At 63.9% G+C, this 16784-nt stretch carries 18 protein-coding genes and 1 tRNA gene; 6 read left to right on the top strand and 13 right to left on the bottom strand.

Translation table 11 applies throughout. The annotated features are described in order from the left end of the window. Positions 1-46 precede the first annotated feature (46 nt). The 9 genes from dapD to rpmH form a co-directional block, all read right to left on the bottom strand. On the bottom strand, positions 47-892 hold the full coding sequence (gene dapD, locus KUF59_RS42170; RefSeq protein ID WP_212457939.1) for a 2,3,4,5-tetrahydropyridine-2,6-dicarboxylate N-succinyltransferase: 846 nt from the start codon (positions 890-892) through the stop codon (positions 47-49). 187 nt (positions 893-1079) lie between these two features. Then, positions 1080-1775 carry a pyrimidine 5'-nucleotidase gene (locus KUF59_RS42165; protein ID WP_212457938.1) on the bottom strand — a complete coding sequence of 232 codons (696 nt, stop codon included), beginning with the start codon at positions 1773-1775 and terminating at the stop codon, positions 1080-1082. Positions 1776-1993: 218 nt separating this feature from the next. Further along, complete coding sequence (locus tag KUF59_RS42160; RefSeq protein WP_212457937.1) at positions 1994-2980, bottom strand: DUF1036 domain-containing protein; 987 nt, start codon at positions 2978-2980, stop codon at positions 1994-1996. Positions 2981-3165: 185 nt separating this feature from the next. Continuing rightward, on the bottom strand, positions 3166-4053 hold the full coding sequence (gene argB, locus KUF59_RS42155; protein WP_212457936.1) for an acetylglutamate kinase: 888 nt from the start codon (positions 4051-4053) through the stop codon (positions 3166-3168). Between the two features lie 261 nt (positions 4054-4314). Continuing rightward, complete coding sequence (locus tag KUF59_RS42150) at positions 4315-4686, bottom strand: DUF423 domain-containing protein (RefSeq protein WP_212458170.1); 372 nt, start codon at positions 4684-4686, stop codon at positions 4315-4317. Further along, the gene (gene yihA, locus KUF59_RS42145) at positions 4686-5339 is read right to left on the bottom strand and encodes a ribosome biogenesis GTP-binding protein YihA/YsxC (protein WP_212457935.1); all 654 of its coding nucleotides are present in this window, start codon (positions 5337-5339) and stop codon (positions 4686-4688) included. Before yihA ends, KUF59_RS42150 begins: the two co-directional genes overlap by 1 nt. A 105-nt stretch (positions 5340-5444) precedes the next feature. Further along, entirely contained in the window at positions 5445-7310 is a 1866-nt protein-coding gene (gene yidC, locus KUF59_RS42140; RefSeq protein ID WP_212457934.1) for a membrane protein insertase YidC, read from the bottom strand. A gap of 16 nt (positions 7311-7326) precedes the next feature. After that, positions 7327-7701: a ribonuclease P protein component gene (rnpA, locus tag KUF59_RS42135; RefSeq protein ID WP_212457933.1), complete on the bottom strand. Its 375-nt coding sequence runs from the start codon at positions 7699-7701 to the stop codon at positions 7327-7329. 31 nt (positions 7702-7732) lie between these two features. Further along, positions 7733-7867 (bottom strand): 50S ribosomal protein L34, encoded by a 135-nt coding sequence (rpmH, locus tag KUF59_RS42130; RefSeq protein ID WP_008542748.1) that lies wholly within the window; start codon positions 7865-7867, stop codon positions 7733-7735. Positions 7868-8216: 349 nt separating this feature from the next. Between rpmH and KUF59_RS42125 the strand changes: the two genes are divergently transcribed. Both KUF59_RS42125 and KUF59_RS42120 read left to right on the top strand, forming a co-directional pair. After that, entirely contained in the window at positions 8217-9710 is a 1494-nt protein-coding gene (locus KUF59_RS42125) for a sensor histidine kinase (protein WP_212457932.1), read from the top strand. A 250-nt stretch (positions 9711-9960) separates the two neighbouring features. Further along, a tRNA-Arg gene (locus KUF59_RS42120) sits at positions 9961-10037 on the top strand. Positions 10038-10114: 77 nt separating this feature from the next. On the opposite strand, the gene KUF59_RS42115 is transcribed toward KUF59_RS42120, so the two are convergent. After that, positions 10115-10396 (bottom strand): helix-turn-helix domain-containing protein, encoded by a 282-nt coding sequence (locus KUF59_RS42115; protein WP_212457931.1) that lies wholly within the window; start codon positions 10394-10396, stop codon positions 10115-10117. 371 nt (positions 10397-10767) lie between these two features. Between KUF59_RS42115 and KUF59_RS42110 the strand changes: the two genes are divergently transcribed. Then, positions 10768-11106: a response regulator gene (locus tag KUF59_RS42110; RefSeq protein ID WP_258768031.1), complete on the top strand. Its 339-nt coding sequence runs from the start codon at positions 10768-10770 to the stop codon at positions 11104-11106. A gap of 107 nt (positions 11107-11213) precedes the next feature. Next, the gene (locus KUF59_RS42105) at positions 11214-11390 is read left to right on the top strand and encodes a hypothetical protein (RefSeq protein WP_212457930.1); all 177 of its coding nucleotides are present in this window, start codon (positions 11214-11216) and stop codon (positions 11388-11390) included. A gap of 112 nt (positions 11391-11502) precedes the next feature. Here KUF59_RS42105 and KUF59_RS42100 read toward each other — a convergent pair whose 3' ends face one another. Continuing rightward, on the bottom strand, positions 11503-12048 hold the full coding sequence (locus KUF59_RS42100; protein WP_212457929.1) for a carboxymuconolactone decarboxylase family protein: 546 nt from the start codon (positions 12046-12048) through the stop codon (positions 11503-11505). Between the two features lie 158 nt (positions 12049-12206). On the opposite strand from KUF59_RS42100, the gene KUF59_RS42095 reads away from it, so the two are divergent. Both KUF59_RS42095 and KUF59_RS42090 read left to right on the top strand, forming a co-directional pair. After that, complete coding sequence (locus tag KUF59_RS42095) at positions 12207-13421, top strand: acyl-CoA dehydrogenase family protein (RefSeq protein WP_258768030.1); 1215 nt, start codon at positions 12207-12209, stop codon at positions 13419-13421. 130 nt (positions 13422-13551) lie between these two features. After that, positions 13552-14691, top strand: a complete 1140-nt coding sequence (locus KUF59_RS42090; RefSeq protein WP_258768029.1) for an acyl-CoA dehydrogenase family protein — start codon at positions 13552-13554, stop codon at positions 14689-14691. A 284-nt stretch (positions 14692-14975) separates the two neighbouring features. Here the strand turns inward: KUF59_RS42090 and KUF59_RS42085 are convergent, their stop codons facing one another. Then, positions 14976-16013: an amino acid ABC transporter substrate-binding protein gene (locus KUF59_RS42085; protein WP_258768028.1), complete on the bottom strand. Its 1038-nt coding sequence runs from the start codon at positions 16011-16013 to the stop codon at positions 14976-14978. Between the two features lie 53 nt (positions 16014-16066). After that, positions 16067-16660: a L,D-transpeptidase gene (locus KUF59_RS42080; RefSeq protein WP_212457925.1), complete on the bottom strand. Its 594-nt coding sequence runs from the start codon at positions 16658-16660 to the stop codon at positions 16067-16069. Positions 16661-16784: the final 124 nt, after the last annotated feature.

Genomic DNA, 16784 nt, shown 5'->3' with positions numbered 1-16784 from the left:
AGGGCCGCTTCGCGGCCGCCTTAGGGTGACGGTGAGAGACCGGGATTTAGTCCCGCAGCAGCTCATTGATGCTGGTCTTCGAGCGGGTACGCTCGTCGACGCGCTTGACGATCACGGCGCAGGCGGTGCTCGGGCCCATCTGGCCGTTCTTCATCGGCTTGCCGGGCAGCGCGCCGGGAACGACGACGGAATATTCCGGCACTTCGCCGATGAAGACCTCGCCGGTCTCGCGGTCGACGATCTTGGTCGAGGCGCCCAGGAACACGCCCATCGAGAGCACCGCGCCCTTGCGCACGATGACGCCTTCGGCGACCTCGCTGCGCGCGCCGATGAAGCAATCGTCCTCGACGATCACGGGCTCGGCCTGCAGCGGCTCGAGCACGCCGCCGATGCCGACGCCGCCGGAGATGTGCACGCGCTTGCCGATCTGCGCGCAGGAGCCGACGGTCGACCAGGTGTCGATCATGGTCGCTTCATCGACATAGGCGCCGAGATTGACGAAGGAGGGCATCAAGACGACGTTGCGCGCGATGAAGGCCGAGCGGCGGACGATCGCACCCGGCACCGCGCGAAAACCGGCGTCGCGAAAGCGGTTCTCGCCCCAGCCATCGAACTTCGAGGGCACCTTGTCCCACCACGAGGCCTTGCCGGGGCCGCCGGGAATGGCGGCCATGTCGTTGAGGCGGAAGGACAAGAGCACTGCCTTCTTCAGCCACTGATTGACCTTCCACTTGCCGCCGGCCTCGCGCTCGGCGACCCGCGCCTCGCCCTTGTCCAGAATCTCCAGCGCGTGGTCCACGGCCTCGCGGACCTCGCCCTTGGTCGAGGTCGAGATGCCGTCACGCGCGTCGAATGCGCCGTTGATGGTGGTTTCGAGGACTGCAAGGGACATCGGGATTTCCTCTTCGAAAGGCGGGATTTGCGTGATTTGGAGCGCTTTTTCGGGATTTGGAGGGAGAGAGTCAAGCTTGGTTCGCAGTCATCACCCGCGAAAGCGGGTGATCCAGTAGGCCGCGGCGGTTGTGATGAATCGAGATGGCAGTGATTACTGGATACCCCGCCTTCGCGGGGTATGACGGTCATTTCGGGCCCGACAACCCCGCCAAAAACCCCGCCAGATCATCCGTGACATGGTCGACATGGGCGGCGTCGCGCCCCTCCAGTTCCCAGTCCTCGCGGACCACCTCTTGCGTGCCGTCGGGCACGACCAGCACCGTGGTCATGCCGAGGTCGTGGGGGACGACGAGGTTGCGGGCGAGGTCCTCGAACATCGCGGCGTGGGCCGGATCGACCGCGTGATTGCTGAGAAATTTTTCGTAGGTCTGCCGCGCCGGCTTTGGCTCGAAATTCGCCGCGATGATGTCGAACACCGCATCGAAATGGTCGCCAAGCCCGAGCCTTGCCAGCACCGCGTCGACATGGTCGACCGAGCCGTTGGTCAGGATCAGTTTTCGCCCCGGCAGTTTCGTGATCGCCGCGCCGAGCTCCGGGTTCGGCTCCAGCGGCGAATGGTCGATCCTGTGCACATAGGCAAGGTAGTCGTCGGCGTGCACGCCATGCAGGGTCATCATCCCGCGCATGGTGGTACCAAAACGCTGGTAATAATCCTTCTGGATCTTTCGCGCGTCCTCCGGCGTCACGTTGAGCCAGTTGCACACGAACTCGGTGATCCGCAAATCGACCTGCTGCCACAGGTTCACGTGATGGGGATAGAGCGTGTTGTCGAGGTCGAACACCCAGGTGTCGATGTGGGTGAAGGTGCGGGGTTGTTTCATCACAACATTCTCAGTTCGTCGTCCTGGACAAGCGCAGCCCTGGCAACGCGCAGCGTTGTGCAGAGCGGAGCGCAGATCCAGGACCCATTACCACAGGATCGAGTTTGGCGAAGGCTCGTGGCCCGAGCCTGCCGCAGCAACTGGCATTCGGGGTAGTGGGTCCTGGCTTTCGCCACGACGACGACGGAATGTGTGGCACCGCGTTCGCAACACAGCCATCACGGCATCGCAAACCGCAGCGTCTTGCCACCGCTGCTCATATCGACCGCGCCAAATCCCGTTGCCGCAAATCCGCGCGCCGGGCAATCATTCTGCTCGTTGGTCTCGAACTTCGTCTCGCGCGTGCAGAGCTGCTTCTCGCCGCCCCAGTTGAGTGGCTTGTCCTTCAGCTTGATCGCGCGGTTGTCGGCATCGACCGCTTCCGCAAAGCTGTAGACCTGTCTTGGCGTGCCCGTCACGTCGGGGTGCAGGCATTTGCCGGGATCGATGCGATACCAGCCGCGGCTCGTCACCGACTTGCCGTCGTCGGTCGCGACCGCCGCCATCACCTTGTGCGGCGTGTCGTTGCACCAGGTCAGCCCGCTCGCCGACGGCGTCTGCACTGCATCCACCATGGTCTTGAAGAAGTTTGGCGACTGCACGATGTCGGGGGCGAGCCCGCGGCTTTTCAGGAAAGCGGAGAGGGCGCCTTGCGTCTTCGGTCCGTCGACGCCGTCGATCGCGCCGGCGTCGTAGCCGGCGATCGCCAGCAGGCGCTGGATGCCGGCGAGACGGGCCTGCTCGTCGTCATATTCGCTGTCCTCGGCGAGATAGGCGACGAGATTGCCGTCGTCGGTCTGCGTCGGCGTGATCTGGGTGAAGGGCGCCTGCGTCTGTCCGCTGCGGCACTGCCGCGCGGCCGCGATGACAAAATTCTCCTGCGCCACGCAGAGCATGTCGCTGCCGTTCTGCGGGATCGGCGAGGCGCCGTAGACGCCGAGCGCGCGGGCGTTGAGCAGGATGCGGTCGGCGGCGAGCGTGCCCTGCACGACGACGCGGCAGGTCGCGGGATCGATGCGGAACCAGCCGCGCGTCGCGGTCGCCGCCTTGTCGTCGATGCCGATCGCGGCCTCGACGACGTAGCTCATGCGATTGCAGATTTTCAGGTCGGCGAAGGCGGGTGCAGCGGAAGCAAAGAAAGAAATAACCGCTGCGGGCAGCGTCATGAGGAATCGTGTGAGAGGTGAGCGACGGTGGCGCCTCTCTCTCCGTTCGTCATGGCCGAGCAAACGCGCGGAGCGCGTCTCAACGGACAAGTCCCGGCCATCCACGCCTTGGCCGCGAGAAGAAAGGTCGTGGATGCCCGGGACAAGCCCGGGCATGACACCCTCTTTTCTCGGCCGCTCGCCCATCACTTGTGGATCAGCGTGCCTGTGCCCTGGTTGGTGAAGAGCTCGAGCAGCACGGCGTGCTGCATCTTGCCGTCGATGATGACGACGCCCTGCACGCCCTGTTCCAGCGCGTAGATGCAGGTCTCGACCTTCGGGATCATGCCGCCGGAAATCGTGCCGTCGGCGATCAGTTTTCGCGCATCCTTGATCGAAAGCTGCGGGATCAGCTTTTTCGACTTGTCGAGCACGCCTGGCACGTCGGTGAGCAGCAGCAGACGTTTTGCCTTCAGCGCACCGGCAACCGCACCGGCAAAAGTGTCGGCATTGACGTTCAGCGTCTGGCCGTCCTTCGAGGTCGCGAGCGGCGCCAGCACCGGGATCAGCTCGTAGCCGATCAGCTGATTGAGCAGCGTGAGGTCGACCTTCTCGGGGTCGCCGACGAAGCCGAGGTCGATCGCCTTCTCGATGTTCGAATCCGGATCGATCATGGTACGCGTCGTCTTCGACGCCTTCACCATGTTGCCGTCCTTGCCTGATAGCCCCACGGCCTTGCCGCCGGCCTCATTGATGTAGCCGACGATCTGCTTGTTGACCGAGCCGGCCAGCACCATCTCGACGATCTCGATGGTCGCGGCATCGGTGATACGCAGGCCGGCTGCGAACTCCGACTGGATGCCGAGCCGCTTGAGCATGGTTGCGATCTGCGGCCCGCCGCCGTGCACGACCACCGGATTGATCGCGGTCTGCTCGAGCAGCACGATGTCGCGCGCAAAATTCTTCGCGGTCTCCTCGTCGCCCATGGCGTGGCCGCCATATTTGATGACGATGGTTTCTTCGTCGTACTGCTGCATGTGCGGCAGCGCTTCGGACAGGATGCGGGCCTGATCGAGCGGTGAAATGTCGGTCATGAGGCGGATCTCGCTGGCGGGACTGTCGGGCCGCTTCTATCCGATTGGCGGCCGAGGTGCAAAGTCGTGTTCTTCACCCTCCCCTGGAGGGGGAGGGTCGCTACGCATGGAGCGAAGCGGAATGCGTAGCGGGGTGGGGTGAAAGTCTATCCATTGAGATGGTGCCCGAGTGGAGAGATCACCCCACCCCGTCTCACATTTCGCTGCGCTCAATGCGAGTCGACCCTCCCCCTCCAGGGGAGGGTAAGCACAGTGCGACCTCTATTTGCCCTTCGGCCACAGCGCCGCCACGCTCACCGCGAGCCAGCTCGCGATCAACAGCGTGCCGCCGGTCGGTGCGGCCATGGGAAACAGTCCGTGGCCGGCATATTGCCGCAAGGTGAGGTCGCCCGCGAACAGCGCGGCCGCGATCACGAAGCCGAAGGCGGCGGCGAGGCCAATTCCGCCATGCAGAATCCCCCGCGAGAGCAGTGCGACTGTGCCGAGTATAGCCGTTGCATGAAACAGCAACATGGCGCTTGCGGAGGCAAGCCGGCTGGCATCGGCGCCGTGCGCCGAGGCTGCCGCCAGCGCGACGCCGGAGGCGCCCATCAAACCGGCAAGCGCGATCAGCAGGCGAAACGACAACGGCATCACGCGCCGCGCTCTTCGAGCAGGCGCACGATCGCCGCGCGCAGTTCCGCCATGCCGGTGCCGGAGCGCGAGGAGGTCGAAAGCACATGCGGGAACGCCGCCGGATGTTTTGCCAGCGCCGCCTCGGTCTCGGCGATCGTTGCGGCGAGTTCGGACGCCTTCACCTGGTCGGTCTTGGTCAGCACGATCTGGTAGCTGACGGCGGTGCGGTCGAGCGTCTTGAGGATTTCCAGATCGACGTCCTTCAGCCCGTGCCGCGCGTCGATCAGCACATAGACGCGGGCGAGCGAGGCGCGTCCCTGCAGGAACTTGTGGATCAGCTCGGTCCAGGATGCCACTTGCGTCTTGGGGGCCTTGGCATAGCCATAGCCGGGCATGTCGACGAGGCGCAGGCCGGAGTTGGGAGGTCCGTCGAAGAAGATCAGTTCCTGCGTGCGGCCCGGCGTGTGCGAGGTGCGCGCGAGGCTGTTGCGGCCGGTGAGCGCATTGATGAGGCTGGACTTGCCGACATTGGAGCGGCCTGCAAAGGCGATCTCGAGCCCCGCCATCGGCGGCAGCTGCTCGATCGCGGGTGCGGCCCAGATGAACTGCCAGTCGCCGGCGAACAGCTTTCGCCCGGCTTCGATCAGCTTCGCATCGATGTCGTCGGTCATGCGAAGCCCATTGTTTTCGCCGTCATTCCGGGGCGCGAAGCGAACCCGGAATCTCGAGATTCCGGGCTCGATGCTTCGCATCGCCCCGGAATGACGAGAGTGAGTCTACGTCGCCTCAGTCGTCACTTTTTTTTTGAACGAGCTGCGAATGTTGTCGAACAGCTCCACCTTCACGCCGTTGCGGCGCATGATAAAGCTCTGCTGGATCACCGAGAGCAGGTTGTTCCAGGCCCAGTAGATCACGAGTCCGGCCGGGAAGCCCGCCAGCATGAAGGTGAAGATCAGCGGCATCCAGTCGAAGATGATCTTCTGCGTCGGATCCGGCGGCGTCGGGTTCAGCTTCATCTGGAACCACATCGTGATGCCCATGACGATCGGCCAGATGCCGAGCCAGAGATAATGGCCGAACAGCGGGATCGTGGTCGGATCGAACGGGATCACGCCGAACAGGTTGAACAGATTGGTCGGATCCGGCGCCGAGAGGTCCTTGATCCAGCCAATGAACGGCGCGTGCCGCATCTCGATGGTGACGAACAGCACCTTGTAGAGCGAGAAGAACACCGGGATCTGGATCAGCACGGGCAGACAGCCTGCGACCGGGTTGATCTTCTCCTTGCGGTAGATCTCCATCATCTCCTGCTGCTGCTTCACCTTGTCGTCGGGGAAGCGTTCCTTCAGCGCCTGGAGCTGCGGCTGCACCGACTTCATCTTCGCCATCGAGGCGTAGGACTTATTGGCGAGCGGGAAGAACAGAAGCTTCACGATCACGGTGACGAGCAGGATCGAGACGCCGAAATTGCCGAACAGGCGATAGAAGAAATCGAGGCCGAGGAACATCGGCTTTGTGATGAAGTAGAACCAGCCCCAGTCGATCAGAAGATCGAAATGGTTGAGGCCGAGCTCCTTGTTGTAGCCGCCGAGCCCGGTGAACGGGAAGTTGATGCCGACGACGCCGGCTTCCTTGGCGCCCGCGAACAGCCGCGCATTGGCGCTGCCGGTGCCGCCGATCGCGATCGTCTGCGGGTCGAGCAGATAGTCGGTCTGGTATTTGCGCAGATTGTTGCTGAGGTTCGACGAGAAGCTCGCCTGCAACTGCGCGCTGGTGTCGGGCAGCAATGCCGAGGCCCAGTACTTGTCGGTGATGCCGAGCCAGCCATTGGTGGCCTTGAAGGGCACCCGCCCGGTCTCGTCCATCTTCTTGTAGCCGTATTCCTGCAGGCCGTGATCGCCGAGATAGCCGATCAGGCCTTCATGCAGGATGTAATAGCCGGAGACCTGCGGCGTGCCGTGGCGCGAGATCAGCGCGAACGGATAGAGCGTGACCGGCGCGTTGCCGACATTGGTCACCTCGTCCTTGATGGTGAAGAGATAGCGCTCGTCGACCGAGATCTTGCGACGGAAGGTGAGGCCCTCGCCATTGTCGTATTTCAGCGTCACCGGCGAGGTCGGCGTCAGCTCGCCCGAACCCTCCTGCTGCCACACGGTGGTGGCGTCGGGCATCCGCACCGTCGAGCCCGCCGCGGCCACCCAGCCGAACTCGGCATAGTAAGGTTCTGCGGTGCCGGAGGGCGAATAGAGGATGATGGCCGGCGACTTCGGGTCGACCGTGTCGCGGTACTGCACCAGCGCGAGATCGTCGATGCGCGCGCCCTTCAGGGAGATCGAGCCGGTGAGGCGGGGCGTGTCGATCTTCACGCGTGGCGAGGCGGCGATTGCAGCGCTGCGGCTGACGACCGGCTGGGCCTGCTGGTTGGCGCCGGGCGCGGCCTGCGGCGTGGTGCCGCCGGCCTGCGGGGCGGCTCCCGGCGTCGCGGTCGCGTTGGGCTGCGGCGCGTTCTTCTGCAACTCGGCCTGGACCTGGCTCTGCGCGCGCTGCCGCTCCATCTGCGGCACGTTGTAGAAATACTGCCAGGCGATCAGCACGAGGCCGGACAGAATGACGGCGAGGATGGTGTTGCGATTGTCGGTCATCTCTGGGGTCTCGTCATCAATCCGGTTTGCGGCTGGTCGCAGGATTTTTCTCGCGCCCCTTCGCGGCCTGCCGCGTGAGGCGGCCGAGCGCCGTGCGGAGGTCATCGACCATGGTCGCGAAGTCGCGTGTGAGCGCGTCCCTGCGGCCCACTAGCACATAATCATGATGGGGATGCATCGACACCGGATCGAGGCGCTTCACCAATTCGCGAAGCCTGCGCTTGATGCGGTTGCGCTCGGTGGCGGTACCGTTCTTCCTGGTAACGGTAAAGCCGATCCGGATCGGGCCTTCATCCTGGCGGGCGCGTCCCTGCAGGACGAAGGCAGAGCTGTTCGCCCGCGCGCCATTGGCAACGGCGAGGAAATCCGCCCGCTGCCTCAGCCGATCCATGATGAAATCCCAAAAAGGGGGCCAGTCCGGCTCAGGCGCTCAGACGCTTGCGGCCGCGGGCGCGACGGGCGGCCAAGACCTTGCGGCCGCCGGCAGTGGCGAGACGGGCACGGAAACCGTGACGGCGCTTGCGCACCAGTTTGCTGGGTTGATAAGTCCGCTTCACGGGTTGTTCTCCGCTGACCGGGCAATATGCCTGTAGAATTGAAGGATACGTCCGGAAGATGCGGCCCAAAACGGGCCCGTTCCGGCCCAAAAGAGCCGCTCCCGGCGCCTGCCGGGTCATCGCGGACTATTCGGCGCGGCTTATAAGCGAGCGGTCCCTTTTCGTCAACGTCGCCTGATGCCCCGGATGCGGCGAATATCGCTGTTTCCGTGGGGTTTTTACTTCCTGAGGATGGCGACTCGGCCGTGACGGGCCTACATCGGTAAAACCCCACATTAGCGATCCGTAATTTGACCGATTCCGGGGCAGACCGCATCTTGATTGACTTGGGTGAGGGAAGGCGAATTTCGTGGCAGCGACGGACCTTCAGCCTCCGCAGGACCTGCCGACCCCCGAGGTGCCGCGCGCCCGGGTGCCGCAACGGCTCGGCCTGTCCGGCAAGCTTCTGCTGCTCACCATTCCCCTGGTGATGATCGCGGCGATCCTGCTCTACGTGCCCGCGATCGCCAATTTCTGGGTCAACCGGCTGAACGACCGCGTCGCCGCGGCGAACACCGCCGCCCTCGTGCTCGACGCCGCGCCCTCCGGCATGGTCCCGGAGTCGCTGGCACGGCAGATCCTGAAAAGCATCAATGCACGGGCGGTCGCCATCAAGCTCGGCCAGCAGCGCCGCCTGCTTGCCAGTGCCGACCTGCCGGCCGCGATCGACCACGACATCGATCTCCGCGACATGACCGCGTGGCAGGCCATCACCGGCTCGTTCCAGATGATGCTGGAAACCGGCAACCAGGCGATCCGCATCGTCGGCCCGTCGGTCGGCTCTGCGCAGTTCATCGAGGTCGTCACCGACGAATTGCCGCTGCGGCAGGCGATGTACCGCTTCTCGCGCAACGTCGTGGTCGTCGCGCTGATCATCGCGGTCCTCACTGCGGGCCTCGTCTACCTCGCACTGCATTATCTGTTCGTGCGGCCGATGCGGCGACTCACCGCAAGCCTGGTCGGCTTCCACGAAAACCCCGAGAGCTCGGCGCGAATCATCGTGCCGAGCCAGCGCGGCGACGAGATTGGCGTCGCCGAACGCGAGCTGTCCGACATGCAGCGTGATCTGATGTCGATGCTGCATCAGAAGAGCCGGCTCGCGGCGCTCGGCCTTGCCGTCTCCAAGATCAACCATGATCTGCGCAACCTGCTGGCGTCGGCGCAGCTCCTGTCGGACCAGCTTGCGACCGTGCCCGATCCGCGTGTGCAACGCTTTGCGCCAAAACTGGTGCGTTCGCTGGAGCGCGCCATCGCCTTCTGCCAGTCGACCCTGTCCTACGGCCGCGCCCAGGAGGCGGCCCCCGACCGTCGCCTGATCCCGATCGAGCCGGTGGTGCTGGAGGTGCGCGAGACCGCGGGCCTCGCCTCCGACGCTTCGATCGCCTGGGTCGCCGCGATCGAGCGCGGGCTGTCGGTCGACGCCGATCCGGACCAGCTTTTCCGGGTGCTGCTCAACCTCGTGCGCAACGCCGCGCAGGCGCTGGAGAGCCAGGCGTCGGGTGCGGTCGGCCCGCAGCAGATACGCATCACCGGCAAGCGCGAGGGCGCGGTCGCCATCCTGGAGGTTTCCGACACCGGGCCCGGCGTGCCCGAAAAGACCCGCCAGCACCTGTTCGAGGCGTTCCAGACCTCCGGCCGCCCCGGCGGCAGCGGGCTGGGCCTCGCCATTGCGGCCGAGCTGATCCGCGCCCATGGCGGCGACATCCACCTTGTCGAAGGCACCATCGGCGCCACCTTCCGGATCGTCATCCCCGACCGCCCCGTGGAACTTTTGACCATCCGCAACGAGCGGGCGCGGGCGTAAGGCTCATCCCACCGTCATTCCGGGGCGCGACAGCGTCGCGAGCCCGGAATCCATAACCACCGGCTGGGGTTATGGATTCCGGGCCTGGCCCTACGGGCGGTGGGGACGCCAAAATGGCCCCAAAAACCCCCATCCCGGACCTTGCCAACCGGGGCGAGAGCGGTTAGTCAAAGCGCTCTTTCGAGAACCCTTCCGGCCGCGTCCGGAAGATGCGTGCGGGCGAGCCCCGCCACCGCCGTTCGCGAAACACGCGCCCGTAGCTCAGCTGGATAGAGCATCAGACTACGAATCTGAGGGTCGGACGTTCGAATCGTTCCGGGCGCGCCATTTCCCCAGCCGATCCAGAATCGCACATCGAAGGGCTGAGGCCGCCGAATTGGCCGCTCCTTTTGCCGTTCGGGAGATTACGGGTTGCCAACCCTGGCTGCCTTGCGAATTTCGCCCGGAGTTGCTCCGAAGCGGCGGCGAAAGGCGCGATGAAATCTGGACAGGTCGTTGAAGCCGGCGTTGAAGGCGATCGTGCTGATAATCAGTCCTGCAGATTGCGTGCTGAGTGCCGCATAGGCGCCATTCAGTCGTTCATTCAACAGCGCCTGCGAGAAGCTGAGCCCCTGGTCGGCGAACAGCATTTGAACATAACGGGGAGAGACGCCGTGGCGCGCGGCGACGATTGCGACCGACGCCAAACTGCATCGAGATGACAAGACATTTTTGCTTTTCCATTTTCGACTTCGCTTGAGTCCAGTGGTTGCGTTTCAGTCCACGACAAATGGTCTGAGAGCGCGCTCGACGAGGCACAATCAGCGGCTCGCGCGTCGCGCAAGGCCAACTACTATCCCGAAGCTGCAGATCAAGCATGCGTCATGAACCATTCGCGAGAATTCGGACTCGAATGCACCGTGCAGATAGCGAGTGAGAACCAGTGACAGAGACAATCGACTATCCGACGGTCCGCCCTTCGAATGGAGCAGTCCGAACATGTGATCGCGAGAATGGACGGGTCTTGGGTCGGCAAGCCTGTCCCGAACGGGATCGTCTTGCGAGCGGAAGCATCCTGGTGGTCGACGATTCCTTGTTGACCCGTCGGATGGCGACGTTGGCGCTGACGGGCGCGGGCTACAATACGCTCATTGCGATCGACGGTGCGGACGGCTATGCGACGGCCATTGTCAACCCCATTCGCGCCGTGGTGACCGCGGTCAACATGCCAGGGATGAACGGCATCGAATTGATCCGCAAATTTCGCGCGCATCCGTCGAGCGCTGGCGTGCCGGTCATTCTTCTAACGATGGAAACTGACAAAGCGACGATGCGAGACGCCAAGGCCGCCGCCCGGATAACGAAGCCGTTCACGGAGGGCCAGCTGCTGACCGCTATCAGTAAGGTCCTTGCATGACCGCAGTGGATTCAACTGACTCTTCCAACGGGAAGCGCGCTTGAGCAGGCAGTCTGATCAGCGGCAGAGAGGCTCGAGATTCGCCGAGCGAGCATGCAGGAACGAAAATGCCAACTAAGACCCCCGAAGATATCATCATTCAAGCGCTTCAAGGAGCGCTGGTAGCCTATCCGCAGGAAGATGACATGGAATGCGAGTGGATCGCGCACGAACAATGCATGCACGTCGCCAAGACGATCGTATCGGAGTTGGCTGCGAAGGGCTTCGAGATCGTGAGGAAGTAGTTTGGCAAGTCGGAGGTGAAGCGCAGAACCTGACCGTTCTCAACGATAGACCCCAGCGCCGATCGCGATGGGCCCCATGACGAAACGCCATCAGGCCGTACGACGATCCCCGCTACACCAGCTCCGACACTTCCCCATCAGGCAGCTCGAACTCGAACGTGTTTAGCGTCATCGACACCATCGTGTAGTAGCCGCAGAGGCCGATGATCTCGACGACCCCGCGCTCGCCGAGCAGCTCGATCGCCTGATCATAGAGTCCCTTCGCAAGACCATGCCCCTCGTGCAGCGATTTTGCGACGTCGTAGATCATCCTGCCCTTGGGATCGTCGAAGTCGGGCGTGCGGCGATCGCGGATCGCGTCGATGATCTCCGGCTTCATACCGCCCTGCAACGCCAGGCGCTTGTGCGCGTACCATTCGTAATGCGCGGTCCAGTGCCGCGCCGTCACCAGGATCGCGATCTCCGACAGCTTCGCCGGAAACATCGTGTTGAAACGCAGCACCTCTCCGAGGCGCGTGGCGTGGCGGGCCATCTCGGGGCTGTTGAGCCAGGCCATCATCGGCGCCGGCGGCTTGCCGCGTTTTCCGGCAATCGACTCGTCGTAGGTCTGCTTCTGGTCCTCGCTCATTTCGCCAGGCGAAAGTAACTTCAGGCGCATGGTTGTTTCCTCTTTATTTTCAAGCCTTGCCGTCCGCGCGACTATAGCGGAATGCCGTCCGGCGCGCTTAGCCGTGCCGCATGGAAGATGGTTGAATTCCGCAGTGCGATGGCTCAGAGTCATCAGCAACAAGTCGATCTGTTTGATGGAAACGACCCATGACCGATTCTGAGACGTCTGCGGCTGAAACAGCCGAGCTCGAAAACTTCCGCAGCGAGACCCGCGCCTGGCTCGAGGCCAATTGTCCGCCGGAGATGCGCAAGCCTGCGAGTGCGGATACCGATGTGTTCTGGGGCGGGCGCAACGCCAAATTCTCATCCGAGCCGCAGCGCGTCTGGTTTGAGCGCATGCGCGACAAGGGCTGGACCGTGCCGGACTGGCCGAAGGAATATGGCGGCGGCGGTTTGACGCCGGCCGAGCACAAGGTGCTGCGCGCCGAGATGGGAAGAATCGGCGCGCGGCCGCCGCTGTCGAGCTTCGGCATCTGGATGCTCGGGCCGGCGCTGCTGAAATACGGCACCGAGGCGCAGAAGAAGGAGCATCTGCCGAAGATTGCGGCGGGTTTGATTCGCTGGTGCCAGGGCTATTCCGAGCCCAACGCCGGCTCCGACCTCGCCTCGCTGCAAACGCGCGCGGAAAGCGACGGCGATGATTTCGTCATCACCGGCCAGAAGATCTGGACGTCCTATGCGAACTACGCCGACTGGATCTTCTGCCTGGTGCGGACCGATCCGGCCGCGAAGAAGCACGACGGCATCAGCTTCATCCTGTTCGACATGACCTCGAAGGGCGTATCGACCAAGCCGATCCTTTTGATCTCCGGCTACTCGCCGTTCTGCGAGACCTTCTTCGACAATGTCCGCGTGCCGAAGTCGCATGTCGTCGGCACCGTCAACCGCGGCTGGGACGTCGCAAAATATCTGCTCCAGCACGAGCGCGCGATGATCTCGGGCATGGGCGAGCGCGGCGTCGGCCGGCCGCTCGGCCAGATCGCGGCCGACTCGATCGGCACCGACGCGCAGGGGCGTCTCGACGATTCGATGCTGCGCGGGAAGATCGCGAGCTTTGAGGTCGACGAAGCGGCGCTTGCCGCGTGTGCCGAACGCGCAGTCGATCTCGCCAAGGCGGGGCAGGCGCATCCGGCGTTCTCCTCGGCGATGAAATATTACGGCACCGAGCTCAACAAGCGCCGTTACGAGATTTTGATGTCGGCCGGCGGCGTCGATGCGCTGGAATGGGAGAGCGAGCGTTCGAGGCAGGGCGCCCGTCCGCGCGCCTGGCTGCGCACCAAGGCCAACTCGATCGAAGGCGGCACGTCGGAGGTGATGCTCGGCATCGTCGCCAAGCGCATCCTCGATCTGCCGGGGGCCTAACTGCACCGTCGTTCCGGGGCGGTCCGCAAGGACCGAACCCGGAACCTCGAGATTCCGGGTTCGCGTCTTCGACGCGCCCCGGAATGACATCGACAAATATGCATTCTGCTAGACGTTAGAGACTTACACCATGGCCCTCGTCCTCACCGAAGAACAATCGATGCTCCGCGACTCCGCGCGCGGGCTGATCAGCGACAAGGCGCCGGTGTCGCATCTGCGCCATTTGCGCGACTCCAAGGACCCGACCGGGTTCTCCAAGGAGCTCTGGCAGTCCTTTGCCGAGATGGGCTTTGCCGGCCTGCTGGTGCCGGAGGAATTCGGCGGCAGCGGTCTCGGCTTCGTCGAAGCCGGCGTCGTCATGGAGGAGATCGGCCGCACGCTGATGCCCTCGCCCTTCCTGGCGACCAGCGTGGTTGCGACCTCGGCGCTCGCGCGTGGCGGCAACGCCGCGCAGAAGTCGGAATACCTGCCAAAAATCTCCAACGGCTCGCTGCTGGCGACGCTCGCGATCGACGAAGGTGCCAAACATCGCCCGCATCAGATGAGCCTCCAGGCCGTCCGCTCCGGCAACGGCTTCAAGCTCAACGGCGCCAAGGCGTTGGTCGTCGACGGCCATGTCGCCGATCTCCTGATCGTCGCTGCGCGCACCGCCGGTGCTGTCGGCGACCGCGACGGACTGACGCTGTTCCTGGTCAATCCCAGGACCAAGGGCATCGCGACCGAGCGCACCATCATGGTCGACGCGCACAACGCGGCGCGCATCGAATTCAGCAATGTCGAGGTCAATGCCGACAGCGTGCTCGGCGAAGTCGATCAGGCAGCTAACCTGCTCGACGGCGTGCTCGATATCGGCCGCGGTGCGGTAGCATCGGAGATGGTCGGCCTCAGTGAAGAGGTCTTCACCCGCACCGTCGACTACCTCAAGCAGCGCAAGCAGTTCGGCAAGCTGATCGGCGAATTCCAGGCGCTGCAGCACCGCGCCGCCGAGCTCTATGTCGACATCGAGATCACCCGCGCCGCCGTGATGAAGGCGCTCCAGGCGCTCGATGCCGACGTCGCCAAGGCCGGCTCAGCCATCGCGGTCGCCAAGGCGCGCGCCGGCACCACCGCGACGCGCGCGGTGCAGGAAGGCGTGCAGATGCACGGCGGCATGGGCATGACCGACCAGTTCGACATCGGCTTCTTCATGAAGCGCGCCCGGGTCTGCGAGGAACTGTTCGGCGATGCCAACTATCACGCGGAGCAGCTCGCGCGGGCGAAGGGGTATTGAGGCCTATGGAGTGAGGCGCGGGCCGCCGCCTCATCACTCGGTGTCGTCGCCCGGCTTGACCGGGCGACCCAGTACGCCGCGGCTTCTCCGCAGACGATTGACGTCTCTGGAATACTGGATCGCTCGCCTTCGCGGGCGATGACAGTTGAGAGTGTGGAGAGTGCGTGCCCCACTCTCGTCATTCCGGGGCGATGCGAAGCATCGAACCCGGAATCTGGAGATTGTGGAGCGAGATTCCGGGTTCGCGCCAAGGCGCGCCCCGGAATGACGGCGTCAAGTCGCCGTCACCTGATCGGCGGCGCGTACTGCACGCCGCCGGCGTTCCAGAGCTGGTTCATGCCGCGCGGGATCTTCAGCTTGGACTTTTCGCCGATATTGCGCTCGTACATTTCGCCGTAATTGCCGACGTGGCGGATGACCCGGGCGGCCCAGTCCTTGGTCAGACCGAGCTGCTCGCCGTAATTGCCTTCGGTGCCGACCAGCCGCATCACGTCGGGCTTCTTCGACTTCAAGGCTTCGTCGATATTCTCCGAGGTGACACCGAGCTCTTCGGCGTTGATCATCGCATACAGCGTCCACTTCACGATCATCATCCAGTCGTCGTCGCGTTGGCGCACGACCGGGGCGAGCGGCTCCTTGGAGATGACGTCCGCCAGGATGGTGTGGTCGCCGGGCTTGGTGAGGTTGAGCCGCAGTGCGTAGAGCTGCGACTGGTCGGCCGCAAAGGTGTCGCACTTGCCGGTGTCGTAGTTCTTGACGACGTCGTCCAGCTTGTCGGACTTCACCTCCTCGTACTTCATGTTGTTGGCGCGGAAATAATCCGCGACGTTGAGCAGCGTCGTCGTGCCCGACTGCACGCAGATCTTGCTGCCGTTCAGGTCGAGCGCGGAATCGATCTTGCGCGCGCGGGGCAGCATGAAGCTGATGCCGTCATAATAGGCGACGGCCGGGAAATAGAGGTCGTAGTCGAGCTCGCGCGCCATGCTCCAGGTGGTGTTGCGCGAGAGGATGTCCACCTTCCGGCTCTGCAGCTCCTTGAAGCGCTCGCTGGCGTCGAGCGGCACGAACTTCGCCTTGTTCGGATCGTTGAAGATCGCCGCAGCCACGGCGCGGCAGAAGTCGACGTCAAAACCGGTCCAGTTTCCCTTGTCGTCGGGGATGGAGAAGCCCGGCAGGCCCTTGTTGGCGCCGCACAGCACCTCGCCGCGGCGGACCGTGCGCTTCAGGGTACGGGTGTCGTACATCTCGTAAACGACGGCGAGCGCGCCGACCAACACGGCGACCGCGAGCCCGATGAGCAGGCCGCCTCGAAAAGTGCGCATGATGTCTCTTTCGAAAAAATCGGGAAAAGGAAGTGGAGGGAAGGCGGAGAGGCTTACAGTTCGGGCTTCTGCCGGATGATCACCTTGGTGCCAACGGGGACGCGATCGTAGAGATCGCTCACGTCGGCATTGACCAGGCGGAAGCAACCCGACGACACCTTGGTGCCGATCGTGTCAGGCCGATTGGTGCCGTGGATGCGGTAGACCGTGGTGCCGAGATACATGGCGCGGGCGCCGAGCGGGTTGCCGGGACCGCCGGCCATGAAGCGCGGCAGATACGGTTGGCGCTGGATCATCTCCGGCGGCGGCGTCCAGTCCGGCCACTCCTTCTTGTTGGTGATGTTCACCAGCCCCTGCCACTGGAAGCCGTCACGGCCGACGCCAATGCCGTAGCGGATTGCGCGCCCACCAGGCTGCACCAGATAGAGGTGCCGTTCGGACGTCGAGATGACGATGGTGCCCGGCGGCTCGGTCGTGCGGTAATACACGACGGTCTTGCGCCATTCCGGATCGAGCTCGAAGCCGTCATCCGCGATCAGGCCGGGCTCGTCGCCGCGGTCAGGCTGCTGGGCCGACGCATGCGGGGTGGAGAGGACCAGTCCGAGCGCGGCGATGAAAATCCCGGTCAGGCGACGAAAATCCGTCATGCAAAGCTCTCCCCGCTGCCACAGCGCAAATCAATCGGACGCATAAAAACTCAGGGGCAAGTTCATGGCAAGTTAAAGGCGCCCCGGGCCGATATGTCACGAGAATGCTTTGGTTTTTTGACAT

The organism is Bradyrhizobium arachidis (assembly GCF_024758505.1).
Lineage (GTDB): Bacteria > Pseudomonadota > Alphaproteobacteria > Rhizobiales > Xanthobacteraceae > Bradyrhizobium > Bradyrhizobium manausense_C.
This window is presented reverse-complemented; position numbering and strand designations above follow the sequence as displayed.